This is a genomic window from Nocardiopsis lucentensis DSM 44048 (genome assembly GCF_000341125.1).
In the GTDB taxonomy this organism is placed as follows: Bacteria; Actinomycetota; Actinomycetes; order Streptosporangiales; family Streptosporangiaceae; genus Nocardiopsis; species Nocardiopsis lucentensis.
In genome coordinates, this window is record NZ_ANBC01000660.1 from 1 (window position 1) to 22762 (window position 22762).

A 22762-nucleotide genomic window follows, 5' to 3' on the forward strand; every position below is an offset into this window, starting at 1 on the left:
CGCCTCGGCGCGACCGCGGTCACGCAGTTCGGCGATGTCGGCGCCGCCGGCGAACACGTTTCCGTGACCGGTCAGCAACAGGGGCCGGGGATCGGCCTCCACCCGGGCGCACACCTCGTGCAGCTCGGCGATCATCGCCCCGTTGATCGCGTTGCGGGCCTTGGGGCGGTACAGCTCCACCACCACGCGGTCCTCGCGCCAGTCCACGCGCAGCGTCGCGAAGCCGCCGTCCTCGTCGGCGGTGCCCTCGCCGCCGTCCTTGACGTCGCTCATCAGCCTCCCCCTCAGACCCGCTCGACCAGGAGGGCGGCGCCCTGGCCGACCCCCACGCACAGGGTGGCCAGGCCGCGCCGGGTGTCCTCGCGCTCCATCCGGCCCAGCAGGGTGATGAGGATGCGCGCGCCGGAGCTGCCCAGCGGGTGGCCCAGGGCGATCGCGCCGCCGTCGGCGTTGACCCGCTCGGGGTCGAGCCCCAGCTGCCGCACCACGCCCAGGGACTGGGCGGCGAAGGCCTCGTTGAGCTCCACCGAGCCGACCTCGTCCAGCTTCCACCCGGCGCGGGCGAGCACCTTCTCGGTGGCGGGCACCGGACCCAGGCCCATGACCTGCGGGGGCACACCGGCCGAGGCTGAGGCCACCACGCGGGCGCGCGGGGTCAGGCCGTGGCGCTGGACGGCCTCGGCGCTGGCCAGCACCAGGGCGGAGGCGCCGTCGGACAGGGAGGAGGAGTTGCCCGCCGTGACGATGCCGCCCTTGCGAAAGACCGGGCGCAGCTTGGCCAGGGACGCCTCGTCGGTGTCGGGGCGGGGCCCCTCGTCGGCGGTGACCTCGTGGGTGGCGCCCTTGCGGCCGGTGACGGTGACCGGGACGATCTCGCGGTCGAACCGGCCCGCCTCGGCTGCGGCGACGGCGCGCTGGTGGCTGCGCAGGGCGAAGGCGTCGCACTCCTGGCGCGTCAGCCCCTCCAGGGCGGCGACCTCCTCGGCGGTCTCGCCCATCGACAGCGTGTAGCGCAGGTCGTTCGGGGCGGCGTCGGCGGGGGCCTGGGCGTCGTGGTCGGCGAACCGGGGGTTGGTGAAGCGCCAGCCCAGCGAGGTGTCGGCGACCTCGCCCGGCTTGGCCCAGGGGGTGCCGGGCTTGGCCATGACCCAAGGGGCGCGGGTCATCGACTCCACACCGCCCGCGACCACCACGTCGGCCTCACCGGCGCGAATGGCCTGGGCCGCGGAGGCCACGGCGGTCAGGCCACTGGCGCACAGGCGGTTGACGGTGTACCCGGGCACGGACGGGTCCAGGCCCGCCAGCAGCGCCGCCATCCGTGCGACGTTGCGGTTGTCCTCTCCCGCCTGGTTGGCGGCGCCGAGGATGACCTCGTCCACGGACCCACCGGGGACACCGGACCTGCGCACGGCCTCGGCCACCGCCGTGGCCGCCAGGTCGTCGGGCCGCACGGCCGCCAGCGCACCTCCGTACCGCCCCTGCGGGGTGCGCACCCCGTCGACCAAGTAGACGTCGCTCACGCGGGGCCTCCCATGTTGACGGCGGTGGCCTGGGCCACCGTCTCGTGTGAACTCATCGACACCTCTCCTTGACACGGCTGCCCGGAGACTGCATTAATGCATTAGTAACCGAACGTTCGGTAAGTAAGCAAGTCGGCCCGCCCCGTAGCGGACCGGCGCCCACCTCGAATGCGCGGCGTTCGCGCCGCCGCGCCCTTCCGTCCGGCGTGGCGGCCCTCCGCGCTCCGCACCACGGAGAGTCTCACATGGCCATCGACGACACCATCCGGCGGTCGACCGGTGCCGCACCGCGCACACGCCTCGGGCAGGCACCCGCACCCGAACTCCTGGACCCGGCCGAGCGCATGGGTGTCGACGAACTGCGCGCCCTGCAGCTGGAGCGCCTGCGGTGGAGCCTGGAGCACGCCTACACCAACGTGCCCTTCTACAAGCGCACCTTCGACGAGGCCGGGGTCCATCCCTCCGACCTCAAGGAACTGGCAGACCTGCGGCACTTCCCGCACACCACCAAGGCCGACCTGCGCGACCACTACCCCTTCGGCATGTTCGCCGTCCCCCAGGAGCGCGTCAGCCGCATCCACGCCTCCAGCGGCACCACCGGGCGGCCCACCGTCGTCGGCTACACCAAGGACGACATCGACGCCTGGGCGACCGTCGTCGCCCGCTCCATCCGCGCCGCCGGCGGCCGCCCCGGCCACAAGGTGCACGTCGCCTACGGGTACGGACTGTTCACCGGCGGACTGGGCGCCCACTACGGCGCGGAGAAGCTCGGCTGCACCGTCATCCCCGCCTCCGGCGGACAGACCGCCAAGCAGGTCCAGCTGATCCAGGACTTTCGCCCCGAGATCATCATGGTCACCCCCAGCTACATGCTCACCCTGCTCGACGAGTTCGAGCGCCAGGGCGTCGACCCGCGCACGACCTCCCTCAGAGTCGGGATCTTCGGCGCCGAACCCTGGACCGAGCAGATGCGCCAGGAGATCGAGGAACGCTTCGACCTGCACGCCGTCGACATCTACGGCCTGTCGGAGGTCATGGGCCCCGGCGTGGCCAACGAGTGCGTGGAGACCAAGGACGGCCTGCACGTCTGGGAGGACCACTTCCTGCCCGAGATCCTGGACCCGGTCACCCACGAGGTCCTGCCCGACGGTGAGTACGGCGAACTCGCCTTCACCTCCCTGACCAAGCAGGCCATGCCCGTCATCCGCTACCGCACCCGCGACCTGACCACCCTGCGCCCGGGCACCGCCCGCCCCATGCGCCGCATGGACAAGGTCACCGGCCGCAGCGACGACATGATCATCCTGCGCGGCGTCAACGTCTTCCCCACCCAGATCGAGGAGATCGTCCTGGGCCTGGACGGGCTCGCACCGCACTTCCAACTCGTCCTCACCCGCGAGGGCCGCCTGGACCGGATGGCCGTGCGTGTGGAAGCCCGCCCCGAGACCACCGGGGCGCAGCGCACCGAACTCGCCCAGCGGATCACGGCCACCGTCAAGGACCGGGTCGGCGTCAGCGTCACCGTCGACGTCGTCGACCCCGAGGGCATCGAACGGTCCGTCGGCAAGTTCCGCCGCATCATCGACCAGCGCCCCCGCTGACACCGCGGGAACCACGCGTGCCCCGCACCCCGTCCACAGGTGCGGGGCACGCGCGCGTCCCGGCTAGGCAGTGTTTTTTGGGGCCTCCGCTCCGCTTCGGCCCGTGTTCGGGCGCCCCTCAGGTGACCGTTCCAAAAAACAGACCCTAGTCCTTTCGGGCCACGCCCCCATACTCGGCCACCGGGCGCAGCTCGCCCACCTCGGCTTCCCCGGCACGCCACAGGGAGCACGAGACCACCCCCGGCTCCAGCAGCTCCAGACCGTCGAAGAGCTCCCGGACTCCCGCCGCCGAACGGACCGTCAGCTTGGGCGTCCCCTTCTCGTTCCACGCCGCGGCGACCTCGTGGGCGCGCTCGTGGTCGATGTCGTCGACGGGGTGGGAGATCACCAGGAAGCTGCCCGGGGCCAGGGCGGCCAGCAGACGGTCCAGGATCGAGCGGACCTCGGCGTCGTCGTCGACGAAGTTGATCACGCCGAGCAGCATCAGACCCACCGGCCGGGACAGGTCCAGTGTGCGGGACGCGGCGGCCAGGATCGCCTCGGGGTCGCGCAGATCGGCGTCCACGTAGTCGGTGACGCCCTCATCGGTCCCGGTCAGCAGCGCACGGGCGTGCGCGAGCACCAGCGGATCGTTGTCCACGTACACCACCCGCGACTCCGGCGCCACCGACTGGGCGACCTCGTGGGTGTTGTTGTGCGTGGGCAGCCCCGTCCCGACGTCGAGGAACTGCCGCACCCCCTCCTCCGCCGCCAGATAGGTCACCGCGCGGACGAGGAAACCGCGGTCGGCCACCGCGTTGTCCACGATCTCGGGGAAGAACGAGCGGATCTGCTCACCCATCTCCCGGTCCACCGGGTAGTTGTCCTTCCCGCCCAACCAGTAGTTCCAGATACGGGCGTTGTGGGGGATGGAGGTGTCGATCTTGGGGGCGTTGGAGGACACAGTTCTGCTTTCCGTGGTCGATCAGCCGCACCACCGGCACCCGGCGGCGCCCGACCAGTAAACGGTCTCGATCCCACGAGGGCAAGGGCCGGCGGGCCGATAACCCTTCGCCCGCACCCGCGCGCACGCGCTAACGTGCGCGAACACCCCGGTTCCCGACAGGCCCGCCAAGGAGCCCCGTGAAGCACTCCAGCCCCGAGTCCGCCCGCATCGCCGAGCGCGGCACCATCCTGCGCTGCCAGGTCGGCTCCACCGTCCACGGCCTCGCCGTCGACGGGGCCAGCGACCGCGACGAGATGGGCATCTGTGTGGAACCGCCCGAGTACGTCGTGGGCCTGCGCTCCTTCGAGCAGTACATGTACCGCGCCCAGCCCGACCACGTCCGCTCGGCCGCCGACGACCTCGAACTGACCGTGTACTCCCTGCGCAAATGGACCCGCCTGGCCCTGGACGGCAACCCCACCGTGCTGCTGCCGCTCTTCGTCCCCGAGACGGAGATCGTCACCCTCACCGACCTGGGCCGCGACCTGCGCGCCCACCGCCGCCGCCTGATCTCCCGCCGGGCGGGCCACCGCTTCCTCGGCTACCTGCGCGCCCAGCGCGAACGCCTGGACGGCACCCGGGGCGGCCGGCACACCAACCGCCCCGAACTGGAGGCCGTCCACGGCTTCGACACCAAGTACGCCTACCACATGGTCCGGCTCGGCCTCCAGGGCGTGGAACTCATGGAGACCGGCGACCTCACCCTGCCCGTCCCCGAACCCGACCGCTCCTGGCTGCGCGCCCTGCGCCGGGGCGAACACACCAAGCGGGAGGCCCTGGACCGCGCCCACGAACTGGAGGACCGGCTCGCCTCCCTGTGCGAGACCACCCGCCTGCCGGATCGGCCGGACACCGACTGGGCGGACCGGTGGCTGGTCCAGGCCTATCAGCGGACCTGGTCCTCCTGGTCGGGCGGCGCCCCGTCCGCCTCCAGCAAGGAGGGCACGTCCGCGAACGACGCCACCACGTGATCGGGCATCCCCTCGATGCGGTCCAACACGCCCTCCTCGAACTTGCCCGTGCGCACCAGGACCCCGGTGATCCCCACCCGCTGGGCGGCCAACACGTCACTGACCACGTCGTCGCCCACCATCACCGTGTCCCTGGCCGGGACGCCCAACCGCTCCAGCGCCGCCGTGAAGAACGCCTCCGCGGGCTTGCCCACCACCTCCGCCGCCACCCCGGCGGCACGCTCCAGCGCCACCACGAAGGCACCGGCGTCCAGCCGCATCCCCTCCGCCGTCCGCCAGTACATGTTCCGGTGCATGGCCACCAGACGCGCGCCGGAGCGCAGGTCGTTGAAGGCCGCGTCCATCGTCGCGTAGTCGAACTCCGGCCCGGCCCCTCCGATGACCACCACGTCCGGGTCCTCCCCGACCAGGTCCACCCCGTCCAGGTCGGCGCGGATGTCCCCGCTGTTGACCAGACGGCACCGCGCCCCCGGGTGGTGCCCCGCCAGGTAGGCGGCCAACGCGGTGGGCGCGGTCAGCACGTCGTCCTCGGACACGTCGAACCCCGCCCCGCGCAGCGTCTCGGCGATCGAGGCGCGCGTACGGGAGGTGGTGTTGGTCAGCAGGACCGTGCGCAACCCCGCCCGCCGCAACCAGTCCAGCGCCTCCGCCGCGCCCGGGACCGGCCGCCACGACACGGTCAGGACGCCGTCGATGTCGATGAGGACTCCGCGTGTGCCCATACCTCCATCGGACCACGAACGGCCGCGCGCCCACCAGCCCCCACACCGGCCCGAGGACGGCCCCGCCGACCCGCGCGTTCACAGCGACGACCCGGCGCGCACCCCGCCACGAGCCGAGATAAGGTTACGCGGCGAAGAGGTACGCGCCGCATCCCGTTCCCACGCGGCACCGGCGCGTCGGGCACCGGCGCGCGTAGACACGGTGCCCGGAAACGACGAACGTAAGGACACACCATGATCGGAACCATCGCGGTCGTGCTCATGATCGTGAGCCTGTCGATGATGATCATCGCCGGCCTGCTCGCCACGATCGTCAAGACCCGCTGAACCCGGGGCGGGTGCGCCCCACCGGGTCGCACNGGCCCGGCCCCGGAAAAACCGGTGGCGCCGCCCCGGGTGTCCCCTGTTAGGCTCCGGGTCCGACACAGCGTGTAGCTCAGTCAGCAGAGCACCCGGCTTGGGACCGGGAGGACGCGGGGGCGGAACCCGCCACGCTGGCCGTACGGCGCGTAGCTCAGTCAGCAGAGCACCGGCTCCTGTCCGGGGGACGCGGGGGCAGGACCCGCCGCGCTGGCATGAACCCTGACAGCACCCCCAAGGCGGTCGGCCGGGACTACCCCTCCGGGCGGCTGGCCGCGGCCCTGACCACCGCGTTCGACCACGAGGATCCCGACGTGCGCGCGTCGGCGCGCGCCCGCGCCGAGGCGTGGACCCGCGTCGTCGAGGGCATGGGCGACGGAACCCTGACCATCGGCTCCCGTACCCCCGTCCAAGGCCTCCCCGCCTGGGTCACCCCCGAGGTCGTGCACGGCGGCTTCGCCACCGGCGCCGCCGCCGCGGGCGGCCCCCTGCGCCCCCACGAGGAGGACCTGGCCACCCGTCACGGTCTGCCCGCCGAGCGCCGGGCCGTCCACGCCCACCTGCTCACCGACGAGGGGCTCGCCGAACTCGACGCCCTGCTCGACAGCGGCGACTACACGATCGACCTGCCCGAACAGGGCGCGCTGCTCACCGTCGCCTGGCTGCTGCGGGTCGGCCAGACCGCCGCCGCGCTGCGGGTCCTGGCAGCGGTCGAGCCGTTCGCCGACCGACTGTGCCTCACCCCCCGCCCCGCACCCCTGCAGGACACGCCAGCGGGCACCGTCTTCCGCGACACCGTCGACGACGTCCGCCACCCGCTCGGGGAGCGCGCGCACAGGACCGACGCCGCCACCAACCGGCCCAAGGCCCAGCAGGAGGCCCTGGCGGTGTGGAACCCGTTCGCCGACCGGGTACTGGCGCACTGGCTGGAGACCGTGGCCGACGGCCGTGTCGACGCCCGGCGCCGGGGTAACTGGCTCGGGCGCGCGAGGACGCTGCTGGAGGAGTACACCCGCCTGGCCGCCGAACACACCCTGTGCACCAAGCACCGCAAGCCCAGGGAGAACCTCGCCATCCTGCTCACCGCCCTGAGGGAGGCGGTGGAGGGGACCGGCCCCTCGCCACGTCTCCGGGGCCTGCTCCAGCACGCCGTCGACGCCATGGTGCGCAAGCGCGGTGTCCCGGGCTCGGACCGGCACACGGCGGTGCGCCGCGAACAGGCCGAGCACGCGGCCCGGCCCACGCACGACGTCCTGTCCCGGGTCCTGCTGGATCGGCTCGCTTCCCTGCCCGGCGGTTCCGGGATCACCGACACCGACGCGGTCCTGCGCCCCACGACCGCGGCGGAGGGCGTCCCGGGCGCCTGGCCGATCCCCGCGCCGCTGCGTGCGATCATCGCCCGCGCCAGCGCGGGCACCCCCGACGAACTGGTCGAACGGGGGGTCATCCCGTCGGCTGAGGTCCTGGCCTCGGTGGTCCCCGCCCTGACCGCCGAGGCCGAGACGGCCGCCGTCGCCGACCCCGCGCTCTCCCGGCTCCTGCGCGCCCACCACCGGGCCTTCCGCAACCGGCGTTCGCTTCTGCTGCTCAACCTGCGACACCAGGTGCGCGAACACGAACTGCCCTGGATCCGGGAGACCCACGGGTACCGGACGCGTGGGAACGCCCGCGCGGCGGCGGTCCGGGACCTGCTGCCCCAGCTCGGCACCACACTGCTGACCCGTTTTCCGGGCACCCTCGTGCCGAACCCGATGGTGAGCGCGCTCAACGGCCTGGCCCGGGGCGTGGAGGGCGCCCCGCCCTTCCTGGAGGAACTGGCCGCCGACATCTTCATGGGCAGGTTCTCGCCCAAGTTCCTCCGCGCGGCCGCGATGGCCGCCGAGCTGACGGACGGGAGCCTGTACGCCCGCTACTACGGCATCGACGGCGCGGAGGTGCTGGTGGCGGCGGAGGAGGAGCGCACCACCACGCGACGGTCGTCGACGCCGTTCGCGGACCTGTGCCGCAGGCGCGCCGGGGACTCCCGGTTCGGGGTGGCGGGCAACGGCATGGTGATCGAGCAGGCGCAGATCCTCACCACCCACAACCTCGCCGCCCTGGTGAGCGTCGGCGCGCGGCCGCGCCACGGCTGGGCGGAGGCCGCCAGGCGGGCCTACACGGTGGCCGAGGCGGCGGTGGAGCGTCTGCCGCGCGTGGCCCTGCCGCTGGGACACGTGAAGAACGCGGCGTTCGCGTGGCGGCAGTGCCTGTTCTTCCTGTCCCGGTGCCCCGAGGGGGAGCAGCGGGAAATCCTCGGGTGGATGGAGGAACGCCTGGACGGGAGGCCGCTCCTCACCCGTGAACGGCTGACCCCCGTACTGGGCGGGCTGCGCCAGGTACTGGAGTACGGCGCGCTGGTGGAGTGGGACCCGAGGTCGGCGCGCCGTTTCCTGGGCTGGTCCTCCGGCGGCCACTGGATCCTCGGCCAGCGAAGCTGACCCGGGACGCGCGAGGAGCGCACCCGAACCGGTGTGGGGCAACCGTCCACCCGCCCCACACCGGCGCTCGCGCGATTCCGCGCGCAACCACCCTACGGATCAGGGTCGGCGTGTGTGGGGGATTCGGTGGAAAGGATTTGACGGGACCGAAGCGCCACCTTTACGTCGTAGATTCACAGAGATCGGGAGCGGGGGACCCGAACGCACGTCGAACGCGTGTCTCCGGTCAGCGCTAGGATCCCCTGGCGCACCGACCACCCTGAAGGAAAGCGCCGATGAACGTCACCGCTCCCGAGGCCCGCGCGTGGGCTGACCGGATGGCCGAGGAGTACGACCTCCTCCCCGAGGCCGCCGACCTGGCCGCCGACCTCTTCACACCCGCGCTGCCCGGCCTCGTCTCCGAGTTCGAGCGCGAGGTGGCGGCTCTACCCGACGGCGCGCCGCTCCTGTCCTGGGGGGTGCGAAGCCGCAAGCCCGAGTCCGGGCTGGACGAACTCCTGGAACGACTCGACACCGACGACGTGGCCCGGCTCGTCGTGTGGTCCAACGCGAGCCTTCCGCCGGTCTCCCCGGCAGGCGGCGACACAGCACGCGCGCGCGACCCCCGGCAGAACCACCACGGGGTGCGCCGCCACTTCGAGAAGCATCCGCAGGTGTGGAGCACCAGCACCCTCCCCCTGCTCCTGAGGTCGGTTCCCCTGGGCGCGTCCTCACCCGACCTGGCGGTCAGGGCGTGCCAGGCGGCCGACCCGGCCACCCTGCGGGCGGTCGCCGACGACGTGCACGCGATGGCCGCCAGGATCACCGCCCGGTTCTCGAACGACCCCCACGAGCACTGGTCGCGGGAACGAACCCACCACGAACTCCTGGCGCTTCTCCTCGACCTGGGGCGCCCTCTGGGGCCCGCCGACGAGGTCCTGGGGTACCGAGACGACCGCTTCCTCAACCTCCTGCACACCACCCACCCCGACATCACCTCCTCCCCCGCCGTCACCGCGCTGTTCGTGCACGGCCTCCGTCCCCTGAAGGGCCCCGACTGGGAAAGCGCCCTGCCCGCGTACCTGGACGCCGTTCCCGACGTCGACGACGTCCTCCGCCGCGTCCTCGAACCGCTCCTCGAGCTCCCCGACGTCGACGGAGAACACGGCCAGGCGGGCGTCGGGGGCCGGCGCGGACACCCCCGACACACGATCCACCTCACCGTCCACGCCACGGTCCTGGTCAAGGGGGTCCTGCGTGTTCTGACCACGCGCCCGGCCGCCGCGGTCCCGTGGGCCGTCGACCTGCTGGAGGAGCTCATCACCCGGCTCTGGCCCCTCGGGCACCGCGTGCACTCCCTGGTCTGGGGCCACGAGGGATTGTCATCCACTCTGAGCTCGCTGCGGGCCGGGTCCGCCATCCCCGCCCTCACCAGGATCGGGACCGACATCCGCACCACACCGGACACGCGGACCCAACGCGCGGAGATCGAGAAGGCCCTGCGCGGGGCGGGCCACCGCCAACGCCTGTCCGACGTCCAGCTCGCCGACCGGTCCGTCCCCGACTTCGGCCTGGACCGCGACGGCACGCTCACGCGGCGGCTGGGTCAGCACACCCTGACCCTGACCGCGACCGCGGACGGCGCCGCCCTCACCTTCACCGAACCCGGCGGCACGATCGCCAAGCGCGCCCCCAGGGCCCTGCGTGAGGACCACCCGGACCAGCTGAGGAAGGTCCAGGAGCTCGCCAAGCTCGTGCGGACCGAACTCAAGGCCCAGCGCGCCCGCCTCGGCGGCCTCCGGGACGCCAGACACGAGTGGGAACTGCCCGACTGGCTCCCCCACCTGGTCGACCACCCCCTGACCGGACTGGTCTCCCGGGAGTTGGAGTGGGAGGTCACCACCGACGGCCTCGCGTGGAACACCGGCGCCCTCGCGGCCGACGGCGCCCACTGGCGCCTGGTCTCCCCCGACGGCGGCACCCTGCTGTACACGGGCACCGCGGCGCCGCGAGCCCGCGTCCGCCTCGCCCCCCGCTCGGCTCAGCCCTGACGGGCGCACCCGTCCACTCCCCGGGCGCCGCGAACCATCCCGGGGCCGGGTCCGGGACGACCCGGGCCGCGTGGCACGACGGGACGCGCGACCGTGTCCCGGTGTGCCTGCGGCCCGGTCGGCCACGGTCCATTCGGGTTCGCAGGAGATGATCGAGGCTCGTTGGCGTGGCTGGGGAGGGCTCCATCCCTGGGTGGAGTACGGGCACCGCCTCCAGCCCCACCGGTCCGGAGAGCTCGGCCAGAATGCACCGCCGCCGCCCTCCGGGACAACCGCCCGCGTCCCCTGCGCCACCCCCTCCCCCACCGGAACACGCGTCCCGCGCTCCGGACCAGCTCAGGCCCGCACACGCCCCGACCACCGCCGATGCCCCGACCGTGGCGGCGTTGTCCCGGGCCCGGGCGGTCGTTAGGGTGAGCACATGTCGATTTGGTCACGCGGCGACCGCACGGGCAGGGTCGAGGAAGCGCTCCTGATGTTGCAGGGGCAGAGGATCATCGACGGCCTGGAGATCCTCCGCGGTGAGGCCAAGCCCTACCGGGTACGCGTTCCCGCCGGGATCGTGCACATGGACGAGGACGAGGCGTCCATGTTCGCGCTCGGCGCGGTGGTGGGCACCTTCGGCGGCGTCGCCCGCCAGGGGGTCTGAGCACCGCTCCCCTAGACCCGGCCCATCGTGCGCAGCACGGCGTCCAGGAGCAGGTCCCGCATGACCCGGCGGTGCTCCGCGGTGTGCTCCACGGTCAGCTCTCCGTTGAACGTGGACAGGCACATCCCCACGACCATCTCCGCGAGCGGGCGCGCCGGGCGCCCGTCGTCGGGCAGCTCCTCCACGTACCGGGCGACCTCGATCGCCTCGCGTACCGCCTCGACCCACGGCTCGACGCGCGCACGCCACCAGTCCCGCTGCGGCCCCGGTTCCGCGCCCATGCCCGAGGCCGCCGCCAGCAGTGTTCCCGACTCCAGCCACAGGCCCACCCAGGAGTCGATCAGGCGGCCCATGTAGCCGTCGACGGTCTCCCTGCGGCCGAAGGTGAGGTCCACCCTGGAGGCGAAGGCGGTCAACCGCACGTCGACGGCGGCCTGGAGCACCTGGTTCTTGTGGTTGTAGTACCGGTAGACGGTCGAGCGGTCGATGTCGACGCCCTCGGTGATCTCCTTGTAGGTGATCTGGCTGAAGGGTTTGGTCCCGAGCAGTGCGACCAGGCTGCTTTGCAACTGGAGCATGCGCCGCGCCGCACGCAGGCTGCCGCTCGTACCCGGGCCGGACTCCGCCGGTACCGCCATGCCCGATCCCTGTTCCGCCATGTCCCCACTGTCCTCGTCCGCCGACACCGAGCCACCGCGACCTGCGCGACCCCGCCAGGAGCGTACCGCCACGGACGGACACCGCGCCCGTTCCTCCCAGGCGCTGGGAGCGGAAGGTCACGACGCGGTCACCAACCGGTCCGCGGGCGAACCGCGCACGCGCGCGGCACGTCTGACCCCCGGGCGTGAGCCGCCGTCGACCACACAGCGGAGGGGAACCAGGGATGGACTTCGTCGACTACGCGCAGAACCGGAGGATCCGGGAGCTCGAGGATGATCTGGAGAGCGCCCACGCCTCCATCGCGCACCAGCGCCGCCGCGTGAAGTCGGAGCTGTCCTCGCTGCGGGGAAGCCTGGAACAGCGGCTCGACCGCGTCTCCTCCACCCTGGACGCCTTCGTCGAGCTGAGCGACATCCGCGCCACGCTGGCCATGTTCGACGCGCCCGCGATCGCCCGGCACCGCACCCTCCAGATGCTGGACGGGTCCCTGCCCGCCCGCCTCGACCTGGCCGACACCGCCGACTACTGGCTCCCCCCCGCCGCCCACGGTCTGCACGCCCTCCTCTCCGGCGACCCCGGCGCCGCCCGGGTCCGCTTCGACCAGGCCGCCGAGCGCGACGAGGTCCGCGCCCGCCACTTCGCCGCGCTCACCCTCACACTCACCAGCGCCGAACACGCCCGGGCCCTCGGCGGGAGCCTGGTCCTCGGCCTCCTCCCCCACCTCCCCGTGCCGACGGCCGAGGTCACGCGCGGCCAGCGCGCCCTGTGGATGCTGACCGCCGACGGCGCCTTCGGCGACGACGCCCGCGAGCACCTGCTGCTGTCGACCGCGCGCCACTGGTCTCAGGAGGGGGTGGCGGCCCCAGCCTCCGCCGCGCTGCGCACGCCCGACATGCGCGGGGACGGCGAACGGCCTCCGAGGCGCTCCCGCCGGTCGGACACCCCGCAGGAGCTGACCGGACGGCTGAACGCGGCCGCCGCCCTGGCCGCGATGCGCGACAACGTCACCCGGATCGCCTCCCTGGACGCCGGGAGCGCACCCGAGGGGGCGCTCGCCCCCGACGCGGTCAGCGTCGAGTTCGTGGAGTCGGCCCTGCGCCTGCTCGTCGAGGAGGGCGGCCCCGAGGAGGCTCCCCTGCTGGTCCGGGCCCGGGAGCTGCGGGCGGTGATCGAGTCCGGTGGCGGCGCCGGACCTCAGCCGACCTGGGGGGACACGGTAGGCACGGTCTCCGGGCTGCTCGACGAGGACCTGGCGCGGGACGACGCCCCCGCGCACCGCCGCACCCTGGCGCTCGCCCTCCAGCGCGCCTCGGCCCTGGAGAGCGTCGAGTCCCTGCTGGCCGAGGCCACCGAACCGGTCCCCGAGACCTCCACGGTCGCGGTGAGCGGCACACGCGTGACGCTGACCGCCGACGGCGCCGACCGCGGCGACCTGGCGAGGGCCAAGCAGCGGATCGACGACCGCCACCAGCCGGCGGCCGACCCCCGTCNCGTCTCCTGCTGTGGGGCGGGATGGGGGCGGCCGGTCTGTTCGCCCTCCTCGGGGTGATGACCATGTCCCCCGTGACGTGGTTCCTGGCCCTGGCGGGACTGGGCTGCGCCCTGGTCGGCAACATCAGGGACGGCGGGGAGCGGACCACCGTGGCGACGGCACGGGAAGCGGAGCGACGCAGATTGCTCCGGGACGTGGACTCCGCCGCCACACGGTGGCGCACCCAGCTCGCCGCGGCGCAGGAGTCAGCCGAGTCCGCCCGGCTGCACGCCGACCGGCTGCGCGAACTCCTCTCCCCCTGACTCCGCGGCTCAGGCGGGTCGGGCGACCAGGACGCGCATCTCCAGCGGCAGGTCGAGGATCCGTTCGGTGGTCAGTCCGGACCCGCGCAGCAGCTCCTCGTACTGGCGCTCGGTCCGCTCGGCGCCGGTGGTCATCACCATCATGTGCACGTCGAAGACCAGGGACAGCCAGGGGTCGTCCCCGTCCGGGAGCACCCGTTCGACCACCAGGACCCGCCCGTCCGGGGCCATGGCCTCCCGGCAGTGCCGCAGGATCCGTCCGGCGTCCTCGTCCGACCAGTTGTGCAGGACCCGGCTGAGCACGTAGACGTCGGCGCCCCCGGGCACGGCGGCCAGGAAGTCCCCCTCGACCAGGTCGCAGCGGCCCGCGGCCACGTGGGCGGCCAGACGGTCCCGGGCCGCGGCCAGGGCCGTGGGGCGCTCCAGTAGCACGCCACGCGTGTCGGGAGCGCGGTCGAGCACGGTGTGGAGCAGTTCCCCGCTGCCGCCGCCGACGTCGACGACCGTGCGGGCGCCGCCGAAGTCGTACACCGAGGGCAGGTCCCGAACGAAGCGGGCTCCGGCCGCCATGCCCGCGGAGTACAGTTCCGCGTCCTCGGGACGGCCCTCCAGGAGGGTGAACACGTCGGTGCCGTGGGCGAGGTCGAACCCGGTCCTGCCCGTGCGGAGTGTCTCGGGCAGCCGTTCCCACGCGTCGGCGAACAGTCCGCTGTCGTAGAGCAGGGCGAGGTCGCGCAGACCGGAGGGGTGCCCACCGCGCAGTCGCTCACCCGTGGCGGTGAGCGTGTACCCCCGCGCGTCACGGCGCACGACCCCCACGGCGGAGAGCAGGCGCAGCAGGCGGCCGAGCCGCGCCGGGTCCAGGCCGAGCGCCGCCGCCAGGTCGGGCGTGTCCACGGGGGCGCCGTCCATGCGGTCGACGACCCCGAGCCGCACGGCGGCGGCCACGGACCTGGCGACCCAGGGGCCGGTCATGAGTCGGATCAGCTCGCGGGACGCGGTCTCGTCGTCGTTCACCGGACGGCCTCTCGTCGTGTGGTCGGAAGGTCACAGCCAACCGTTACGCCGGAACACCAGGTACAGGGTGACGCTGGCGAGGGCCATCACCGTCAGGGGGACCGGCCAGGCGAAGGTCCACTCGAAGCCGGGTCGAGGGGGGATGTTCATCCCGTACACGGAGGCGATCAGGGTCGGCACCACGAGGATGCCACCCCACGACGAGATCGTCTTCATCGCCTCGTTCTGTTCCTGGCTGATGAGCGAGTCGTTGACGTCCATGATGTGCCGCAGCAGCTGTTGGAAGCCGTCGACGCGCTCCCGGACACCGGTGACGTGGTCGGCGACGTCGCGCAGGTAGGTGTGGAGGGCCTCCCCGGGCTGTCCGGCGCCGGGGTGTCCGGACCGGACACCCCCGGACTCCGCACGGGCCAGCAGGTCCGCGCAGACACCGGTGAGCGGGTCGACGGCCCGCTGGAGCATGGTGACCTCCCGGGCGATCCGGTAGATACGGCGCGAGGCGTCGGGGTCGCGGTCGAACACCCGGGTCTCCACCTCGTCCACGTCGTCCTGCAGGTCGGACACGACGGGCGCGTAGTCGTCCACGGCCCGGTCCAGAACCGTGTAGAGGACCGAGACCGTGCCGTGGGCGAGTACCGCGGGTTCGGCCTCCAGAGTGGCGCGAACCTCGTCGAGGTCGACATGGACGGTGTGGGAGATGGTGACGGCGAAGTTCTCCCCGCAGAAGACGTGCACCTCCCCCACCCGCACGGACCTGGTGACGGTGTCGTACCGCGCGGGCCGCAGGACCAGGAACAGCGCTCCGGGGTAGTCCTCGACCTTGGGCCGCTGGTGCGCGACCACCGCGTCCTCGGCCGCCAGGCGGTGCAGGCCGAAGGCCCGCGCGACCTCGCCGATCTGGTCGTGGTCGGGCATGTCCATGCTGATCCACAGCATCGCGCCGGGCGCCGAGTCGAGCGCGTCACGCGCGGCGCGGGCACCGTCGAGGTCGCGGTCGCGGTGCCCGTCGCGGTAGAGGACGTACCGGACACGCCCCGGGGGTGTCCGGTCGGGAACCGCGGCCCCGGCTCGGCCCAGCGCCATGACGCGCTCAGGGTGGTGTCGGGGCATCGGCGGCCCTCCTCCCGTACGTCCCGGACGCGCCCGATCCTGGCGTGAAGGGCCGTCCGGTGCGCGGCGACACGCCATTGGGGCGGCGAAACGGGCGGGGCGGCGCGGATCGCGTCGGCCCGAGTCAGACGTCAGGCGGTCAGCCCGGAGGCGCGGACGGTGATGTTGAGCCGTCCCTCCAGGCCCAGCTCGGGCGGTGCGGTGCCGGGGCGGGTGCGCGGGACCCCGTGGTAGGCCATGCGGGAGGGGCCGCCGAACACGAACAGGTCACCGCTGACCAGTTCGACGTCGGTGTAGGGCCGGGTGCGGGTCTCGGTGTTGCCGAAGCGGAACACGCAGGTGTCGCCGAGGCTGAGGGAGACGACGGGCGCGTCGGAGCGTTCGTCGCGGTCCTGGTGCATGCCCATACGCGCGTCGGCGTCGTAGAAGTTGACCAGCGCGACGTCGTAGGGGGCCGCGGTCGGCGGGGGCGGCTCGCCGAGGGCGTCGGCCACGGCCCGCGCGGCGAGCGTGCCCAGCAGGTCGGGGAAGGGCGGCACGGGGCCGCCGTCGGGGAGTGTGCGGGAGTAGCGGTAGGGCTCCCAGTACCAGCCCAGGCTGAGCATGCGCACGCTCATGACCCCGCCGCGCGGCATGGGGTGCCGCACCATCCCGGCGCGTGCCCACCGGCGGCAGTGCCGGACCAGGTCGGTCTGGCGTTCCGGGGACAGCCACCCCGGCAGGTGGACCGCCCCCGGCGCGACGTCCACCGGCGGGGCGGGGAACAGGGGATCGTCCATGGGGGGTTCCTCCCCGCGTCGTCGCCCCGCCACCCGTCGCGGTCAGCGGCGGAGCAGGTCGCGCACGTTGACCACGAGCAGGACCACGACGACCACGGCCATGGGGACGGCGATGGCGATGCGCCAGTCGGCGATGAAGGCGGCCACCACCCCCACGATGACGCCGACCACCACCGCGAGGATGGCCAGTCCGGTCAGGAACGAGAGGAACTTGCGGCGGGCGATGGAGTCGACGGCGGCGAAGGCCACCACCACGCCGAGCATCGCGTACAGGGTGGTCTGCCCGTTGAGCAGGAACAGCGTCAGGCCGAGCGAGATCAGCAGCAGCGGGGTGCTCAGGGCCACCCACAGGTGCAGGAAGCGGGCGGTGCGCTGCTTGCCCGAGGAGTAGGGCAGGTGCGGAGCCTTGAGGTGGTCCGTCGGCCCGGGCACGAGCGGGGTGTCGGAGGCCAGGGCGCGCAGGTGGGTATCGCGCTCGTCGGCGGTCAGGACGCGCTCCTCGTAGACCTCGGCGAGCTCCTTCTCCAAGGTCTCCATGCGTTCGGTGTACTCCCGGGCGAGCTGGCGCGATCTGGCCCGGCGGTGCAGGACCATGCGCGCCGAGTCGAGTTGGCGCAGGCGGTCGCGGCGGGCGACGATGTCGGCGTCCAGTTCGCGCAGGCGCTCGTCGAGCGCGCCGACGTGCGTGCGCAGTTCGGCGCGGGCGGCGGTCTCGGTGGGGGCGACCTTGTGCAGGCCCACCCAGGCCAGCGGGTCGGCCCAGGAGCGGCGGATGGTGCCGTCGCGCTCGTAGCGGGGGCCGCTGGGGGCCCGCTCGCCGTCGAAGAAGTCGCCGGTGTCACGCCCCCACAGGCCGCGGAAGCCCCGGACCCAGGGGGTGTCGTCGTCGATGAGGACGGGGTTCCACTCGCGGTCGCCGCCGGGCCCCAGGCGCATGCCGTCGCCCCGGGCGTAGTCGACGAAGGGCACGCCGATGCCGTGCCGGTTGATCGCGCTGTCGGCGCGGAAGAGGAAACCCGTGAGCCTCCGGTAGGCGCGGACGGCGCCGCGCAGGACGGCCGGGTCGACCTGGATGAGGTAGTCGCCGGGCAGCATCTGGTGGGAGTGCGAGCCGGCGCCGACGTAGACCAGGGGGTGGTCGCCGACCCGGTGCAGGTCGGGGTCGTCCCAGCTGCGGCGCAGGTCGTCGCCGTGGTACTCGTGCGAGGAGGCGCCCACCCACATGGGGCGGTGGGTGCCGTCGCCGTTCTCGGCGAGGTAGACGGTGACGCGCTCCCAGTCGGCCTCGTGGTCGTTGACACCGCCGTAGATCGTCCGCCAGTCGTTCATCGCGTAGAAGAACCAGTACTGGAGGATGACGTAGCCGCCCTCGCGGGTGACGCGTCCGTAGTAGGTGGCGCCGCCGTCGTCCACGCGTTCGCGGTAGCGGGTCACGGCGGCGAAGGTGACCCCGCCGGGGACCGCGCCCCGGATCAGCAGGGAGAACTTCATCAGGATGTCGAGGATGCGCCCGAGCACCCCGACGGCGGCCAGGCGGCCGCTCTTGGGGATGACGGTGCGGGCGATGCCGCGGAAGCGACGCGCCTCCTCGCGGATCGTCTCCTCCTGGACGAACCGCAGGTGCTTGTGGCGGCCCGGCCACTCGCGCTCAGCCTGCCCGAGGCGTTCGAGGGTCAGCTCCCCCGCCGGAACGAGGACGCGCTCGCGTCCGCCGGGCTCCTCGACCCAGAGGCTGCAGTTACGTACGTAGCTGTCCACACGGGTGGGGAAGAACAGCTCCCCCTTGGTGCACATGAGCACCGGTTCGTGGGCACGCAGGAGTTGGAGATCAGATGTCGCGGCCATGATTGGCACCAAGCTAGTGCATCGCCGTGTCGTTCCGTGCCGCGGAGCCGTCGACGCGGGAGTGGTGCGTGTCCGGTTCCGGGGGTGGTGCCGAACGACCCGACCCGTCGCCCCGGGCGGCGCCCACGCCCGCGACCACCACCAGGGCCATTCCCGCGACCTGCACGACGGCGGGCGCCTGGCCGATGATGACCAGGCCCATGACCAGGCTGACCGCGGGTTCGAGGCTGGCGAAGGTGCTGTAGGCGGTACGGCTCATGCGCTGGAGGGCCACCATCTCCAGCAGGAACGGCACCAGGGGGAACAGGAGTGCGATGCCCAGGGTGAGCAGGATGAGGTCGAGGTCGGGCGCGGCGATCACGGCGGGGGCGCCCAGTGGCGCGGTGACCAGGGCGGAGACGGTCATCGCGAGCGCCAGGCCGTGGACGGCGCCAAAGCCCGCGCCGACCCGCTGGGTGAGCACGATGTAGGCGGCCACGCAGGCCGCGCCCGCCAGGGCCAGTCCGACGCCGAGCACGTCCAGGTCGCTCTGCCAGGGGCGGGTGAGGCACACCACGCCGATTCCCGCGGCGAGGATCCACACCAGTTCGCGGCGGCGGCGCATCGCCGCCACGGCGACCACGAGGGCGCCGAGGAACTCGATGGAGGTCGCGGTACCGAGTTCGATCCGGGCCGTGGCCTCGGAGTAGAACAGCATCATCCCCGCGCTCGCTGTGCCCAGGATCACCACCGAGCCGCGTTCGCGCCACGTCGCCTCGCGCACGGCCCGCCACAGGGAGCGACCGCCGAGGCCGAGCAGGATCAGCGCGGCCCAGCTGAGTCGCAGCCAGGTGACGGTGGCGGGCGAGGCCTGGTCGAAGGCGGTGACGGCCAGGGCGCTGCCGGTGTGGAGGGTGAACATGCCGATGAGCAGCATCATCGGAGCCGGGACCCGGACGTCGGCACGGCGGAGCGAGGAGATGGATGAGGGGATCACCCGACCATTGGATCGATCTCCTCTGTTGCTGTCCACGAACCAGTGGTTGATGGACCATGTAGTTTTGGTGGATGGATTTCACCCGACTGCGCCTGCTGGTCGAGCTGGAGCGCCTGGGCACCATGGTCGCTGTGTCCGAGGTCACGGGCATGAGCACGTCCGCCGTCTCCAAACACCTCGCGGTCCTGGAGCGTGAGGCGGGTGCGCCGCTCCTGGCACAGGACGGGCGCCGGGTGCGGCTGACCCCGGCCGGGCGGAGGCTGGCCGACCACGCCGTGGGCATCCTGGCGCGCGTGGAGGCCGCCAAGGCCGAGTTCGAGGGCGAGGGCGAGCCGGTCGGCCGCGTCCACCTGGTGATGTACACGAGTGCGGCACCGTTGGTGCTGCCCGCGCTGCGCCGGCTGCGCGACGAGCATCCGGGGATCGACATCCACCTGACCGAGTACGAGTCGGAGCAGGCGCTGGCGCTCCTTCAGGACGGGCAGGCCGATCTGGGGGTCGTGTACCAGTACAGTCTGCTCCCCCGGGAATTCCCGGGAACACTGACGGTTCGGCCGATCGGCACGGAGGGGCTCCTGCTGTCACAGCCCTCGGCGCGGGGGGACAGCCGGACGCTGACCCGGCGGCGGTTGCGCGAGTTCGCCGGGGCGTCGTGGTTCGCCAGTCCGTACCGGGGCGACGAGGAGGCCCTGGTGCAGCGGATGTGCGCCGACGCGGGGTTCACCCCCCGGATCACGCACCGCATAGAGAACCTGGAGCTGTGCGAGGAGCTGGTGGCCTCCGGGGTGGCGGTGGGGGTGATGTCGCGGCTGTCGGTGTCGACCCGGCGCGGTGTGACCCACGCGCCCCTCGGGGAGCTGGGCGGGGTGCGCCGGATCTTCCTGGCCGGGCGCACCGGTGGGTGGGCCTGGCGACCGATCCGGGTGGTCGCGCGCTACCTGCACGAGGCCGCCCGGGACGTCCTCGACGAGGTCCCTCCCCCGCCCGAGGCGTGATCGTCAGTGCTTGCTTTGGGCCTGCCGCTTCGCTTCGGCCCGTGTTCGGGCTCCCTCAAGGCAGGGATGCCTCATCCTCGCCTTCGCCCGCCCGTCGCCCTCCACCACCCTCAACGAACGCCTGCGGCGCAGTCCGATTCAAGCTCGTTCCTCGCTCGCGGCTCGACTCGTCGTGCGGAACCCCGCCGGCGCCCGAACCTACCCGGCGACGGCGAAGGGCCCCACCGACGGCACGGGCACCTTGCTGGCGGCCTCACGGACGGCGGTGAGCAGGGGTTCGGGGTTGGCGCCGGCCCGGGACAGGGCGATGACGTGGCGCCGGGCGGTCTCGCGCACGCCGCGCACGACGATGTGGGGGGTGCTCAGTCCGGTCCACGCCAGGCGCGGCATGAGCGTCACCCCGAGCCCGGCCTGCACCATGCCGAACACGGCGCCGAAGTCGTCGACGGTGTGCACCACCCGGGGCTGGAAGCCCACCCGGTTGCAGGCCGCGGCCACGCACGAGTGCCAGGCGCTGCCCGGGGCGGACATGATCCAGTCCTCGTCGGCGAGGTCCTCGGCCAGGTTCAGGTCGGTGTGCGTGGACAGCGGGTGCTGGTAGGGCAGGATCGCGTCGAACAGCTCGACCATGACGGGGTCGGTGCGAAACTCGGGGTCGCCCGTGGACGGCAGGTCCTCGGAGGACATGGTGAGCGCGATGTCGAGGCGCCCGGAGCGGACCATCTCGGTGCACTCCTCGGGTTCGGCCTGTACGACCTCGAAGGACCAACCCGGGTGGCTGACCCGCAGGCGGGCCAGGGCGGGGGCGACGAGGTCGCTGATACCGGTGGCGAAGGAGCCGACCCGCACGACGCCGCGGTCCCCGGCGACGTACTCGGCCAGGTCGGAGGTGGCGCGCTCCATCTCCGCGAAGATGGCGGGGGCGCGTTCCAGGAGGACCCGTGCGGCACCGGTGAGCAGGAAACGGCGGCCCGAGCGTTCGACGAGGGGAACCCCGGCCTCCCGGGCCAGGGCGGCGAGCTGTTGGGAGACCGCCGACGGTGTGACGTGGAGCGCCTCCGCCGTGGCCGCCACCGTGCGGTGGCGGTCGAGGGCCTGGAGGAGCTGCAACCGCCGAACGTCGATCATGTCCCCCAATTTATGGCAGAACGATCATGTTCCGCCGATGTTTCAGGCATCTTGGCTGAGTTCGACGCGTGATTCGCTGCACACCGTCCAGGGCCCACGAGTGGCCGCGTCAGTGATCGATCAAAGAAATTCCTAAGTTCTTCCCTTAGAGTGATCTCGTAACCGTCTTTCCTCGTGTTGAAGATGTTCCGGTCGGCACCGGCACGTACAGTCAGACGCACAGTTCAACCGCGGGGACGCGCATCGCGAGCCCCAGGGGATCAGCACCCAATGCTGGTGGAACGGGTGGAAAGAACATGCAAAATTCGCTGATGACCAAACCGCGACCTTCCGACGTCGGCGTTCTCAGCTTCCGCTACCTGGGCGCCCACGAGGTGGACGAGCTCGTGGACCTGTGGGGCGCCCTCCACCAGCAGCACACGGTGACCGCCCCGCACCTCGCGGACATCATCAGCGCCGTGAGCCTGGACGAGTCCTGGCGCCGCCGCCGCGCCCAGTACGTCTCCTGGCTCGCCGACCCCGACACCATGGCGATCCTCGCCGAGAGCGGCGACGACCCCGCCGGGTACGCGATGGTGACCATCCGCGAGAACGCCCAGGGCAGTTGGGACCGGGGCGACCGGGTCGCGGTCGTGCAGACCTTCGCCATCGACCCCGAGTACTCCGGCAGCGGCATCGGCTCCAAGCTCCTGGAGGAGATGCGCCGCCAGCTCTCCGCGATGGGCGTGCGCGACATCGAGTTCTCCGCGCTGGCGACCAGCTCCGAGGACATCCGCTTCCTGGAGCAGGAGGGCTTCCGGCCCTTCGTGACCACGATGGTCAGCCGCGTCGACGGGTTCGGCGCGCACGACTGAGCCGCTCCCACCGCGTTCCGCCCCCGTACGGTCCCCCGGTACGGGGGCGGTCGCGTGTGTGCGCCGGAAGGCGCGCCCCGACCGCCGGGGCGCGGTGGCGCGGGCGACGGCCGACGGTGCGAACCGCGGTCGATCCGCGGCGTGCGGACGATTTACCATACGGGTCGACCCGTATGGTAAAGATGGAGCATGACTTCCGGGACGACTCCGCGCGGACGCCCGCGAGACGCGCGTTCGCACGCGGCGATCCTCGCCGCCGCCGCCGAACTGGTGGCCGACACCGGCTAAC

The 22762-nt window shown here is 72.6% G+C and carries 19 protein-coding genes and 1 tRNA gene; 9 read left to right on the forward strand and 11 right to left on the reverse strand.

The features are described 5' to 3' along the window. Positions 1-273, reverse strand: a 273-nt coding sequence (locus tag D471_RS35745; RefSeq protein ID WP_040690827.1) for an enoyl-CoA hydratase-related protein, incomplete at its 3' end; no start/stop codon positions are given. Between the two features lie 11 nt (positions 274-284). Then, the gene (locus tag D471_RS0123265; RefSeq protein ID WP_017600843.1) at positions 285-1520 is read right to left on the reverse strand and encodes a thiolase family protein; all 1236 of its coding nucleotides are present in this window, start codon (positions 1518-1520) and stop codon (positions 285-287) included. Between the two features lie 245 nt (positions 1521-1765). On the opposite strand from D471_RS0123265, the gene paaK reads away from it, so the two are divergent. After that, on the forward strand, positions 1766-3121 hold the full coding sequence (gene paaK, locus D471_RS0123270; protein ID WP_017600844.1) for a phenylacetate--CoA ligase PaaK: 1356 nt from the start codon (positions 1766-1768) through the stop codon (positions 3119-3121). 145 nt (positions 3122-3266) lie between these two features. On the opposite strand, the gene D471_RS0123275 is transcribed toward paaK, so the two are convergent. Further along, complete coding sequence (locus D471_RS0123275; protein ID WP_017600845.1) at positions 3267-4064, reverse strand: SAM-dependent methyltransferase; 798 nt, start codon at positions 4062-4064, stop codon at positions 3267-3269. 179 nt (positions 4065-4243) lie between these two features. Between D471_RS0123275 and D471_RS35750 the strand changes: the two genes are divergently transcribed. Continuing rightward, positions 4244-5077, forward strand: coding sequence for a nucleotidyltransferase domain-containing protein (locus D471_RS35750; RefSeq protein WP_017600846.1), 834 nt, complete (start codon positions 4244-4246; stop codon positions 5075-5077). Here the strand turns inward: D471_RS35750 and D471_RS38665 are convergent. Next, entirely contained in the window at positions 4993-5799 is an 807-nt protein-coding gene (locus D471_RS38665) for a TIGR01458 family HAD-type hydrolase (RefSeq protein WP_083924302.1), read from the reverse strand. The two genes, D471_RS35750 and D471_RS38665, sit on opposite strands and share 85 nt — an antisense overlap. 425 nt (positions 5800-6224) lie before the next feature. Between D471_RS38665 and D471_RS0123295 the strand changes: the two genes are divergently transcribed. From D471_RS0123295 to D471_RS35755, 4 genes are all read left to right on the forward strand, one after another. Further along, positions 6225-6297, forward strand: a tRNA-Pro gene (locus D471_RS0123295). A gap of 77 nt (positions 6298-6374) precedes the next feature. Further along, positions 6375-8636, forward strand: coding sequence for a hypothetical protein (locus D471_RS0123300; RefSeq protein ID WP_017600849.1), 2262 nt, complete (start codon positions 6375-6377; stop codon positions 8634-8636). Positions 8637-8911: 275 nt separating this feature from the next. After that, on the forward strand, positions 8912-10666 hold the full coding sequence (locus D471_RS0123305; protein ID WP_017600850.1) for a DUF4132 domain-containing protein: 1755 nt from the start codon (positions 8912-8914) through the stop codon (positions 10664-10666). 421 nt (positions 10667-11087) lie between these two features. After that, entirely contained in the window at positions 11088-11315 is a 228-nt protein-coding gene (locus D471_RS35755; RefSeq protein ID WP_040690830.1) for a hypothetical protein, read from the forward strand. Between the two features lie 11 nt (positions 11316-11326). Here the strand turns inward: D471_RS35755 and D471_RS0123315 are convergent, their stop codons facing one another. Next, positions 11327-11893 (reverse strand): TetR/AcrR family transcriptional regulator, encoded by a 567-nt coding sequence (locus D471_RS0123315; RefSeq protein WP_026128003.1) that lies wholly within the window; start codon positions 11891-11893, stop codon positions 11327-11329. A gap of 1630 nt (positions 11894-13523) precedes the next feature. On the opposite strand from D471_RS0123315, the gene D471_RS38670 reads away from it, so the two are divergent. Then, positions 13524-13769 (forward strand): hypothetical protein, encoded by a 246-nt coding sequence (locus D471_RS38670; RefSeq protein ID WP_161630114.1) that lies wholly within the window; start codon positions 13524-13526, stop codon positions 13767-13769. Between the two features lie 9 nt (positions 13770-13778). On the opposite strand, the gene D471_RS0123330 is transcribed toward D471_RS38670, so the two are convergent. From D471_RS0123330 to D471_RS0123350, 5 genes are all read right to left on the reverse strand, one after another. Further along, a complete protein-coding gene (locus D471_RS0123330) occupies positions 13779-14786 on the reverse strand; it encodes a methyltransferase (RefSeq protein ID WP_017600855.1) in 1008 nt (335 codons plus the stop codon). 30 nt (positions 14787-14816) lie between these two features. Next, complete coding sequence (locus tag D471_RS0123335) at positions 14817-15896, reverse strand: magnesium and cobalt transport protein CorA (protein ID WP_017600856.1); 1080 nt, start codon at positions 15894-15896, stop codon at positions 14817-14819. A gap of 131 nt (positions 15897-16027) precedes the next feature. After that, on the reverse strand, positions 16028-16675 hold the full coding sequence (locus tag D471_RS0123340; RefSeq protein WP_017600857.1) for an alpha-ketoglutarate-dependent dioxygenase AlkB family protein: 648 nt from the start codon (positions 16673-16675) through the stop codon (positions 16028-16030). Between the two features lie 42 nt (positions 16676-16717). Beyond that, entirely contained in the window at positions 16718-18520 is a 1803-nt protein-coding gene (locus tag D471_RS0123345; protein WP_017600858.1) for a hypothetical protein, read from the reverse strand. A gap of 13 nt (positions 18521-18533) precedes the next feature. Next, on the reverse strand, positions 18534-19496 hold the full coding sequence (locus tag D471_RS0123350; protein ID WP_017600859.1) for an EamA family transporter: 963 nt from the start codon (positions 19494-19496) through the stop codon (positions 18534-18536). Between the two features lie 71 nt (positions 19497-19567). Between D471_RS0123350 and D471_RS0123355 the strand changes: the two genes are divergently transcribed. After that, a complete protein-coding gene (locus tag D471_RS0123355; protein WP_017600860.1) occupies positions 19568-20491 on the forward strand; it encodes a LysR family transcriptional regulator in 924 nt (307 codons plus the stop codon). Between the two features lie 198 nt (positions 20492-20689). On the opposite strand, the gene D471_RS0123360 is transcribed toward D471_RS0123355, so the two are convergent. Beyond that, positions 20690-21619, reverse strand: coding sequence for a LysR family transcriptional regulator (locus tag D471_RS0123360; RefSeq protein ID WP_017600861.1), 930 nt, complete (start codon positions 21617-21619; stop codon positions 20690-20692). A 311-nt stretch (positions 21620-21930) separates the two neighbouring features. Here D471_RS0123360 and D471_RS0123365 point away from each other — a divergent pair, with 311 nt between their 5' ends. Continuing rightward, entirely contained in the window at positions 21931-22473 is a 543-nt protein-coding gene (locus tag D471_RS0123365; protein ID WP_017600862.1) for a GNAT family N-acetyltransferase, read from the forward strand. Positions 22474-22762: the final 289 nt, after the last annotated feature.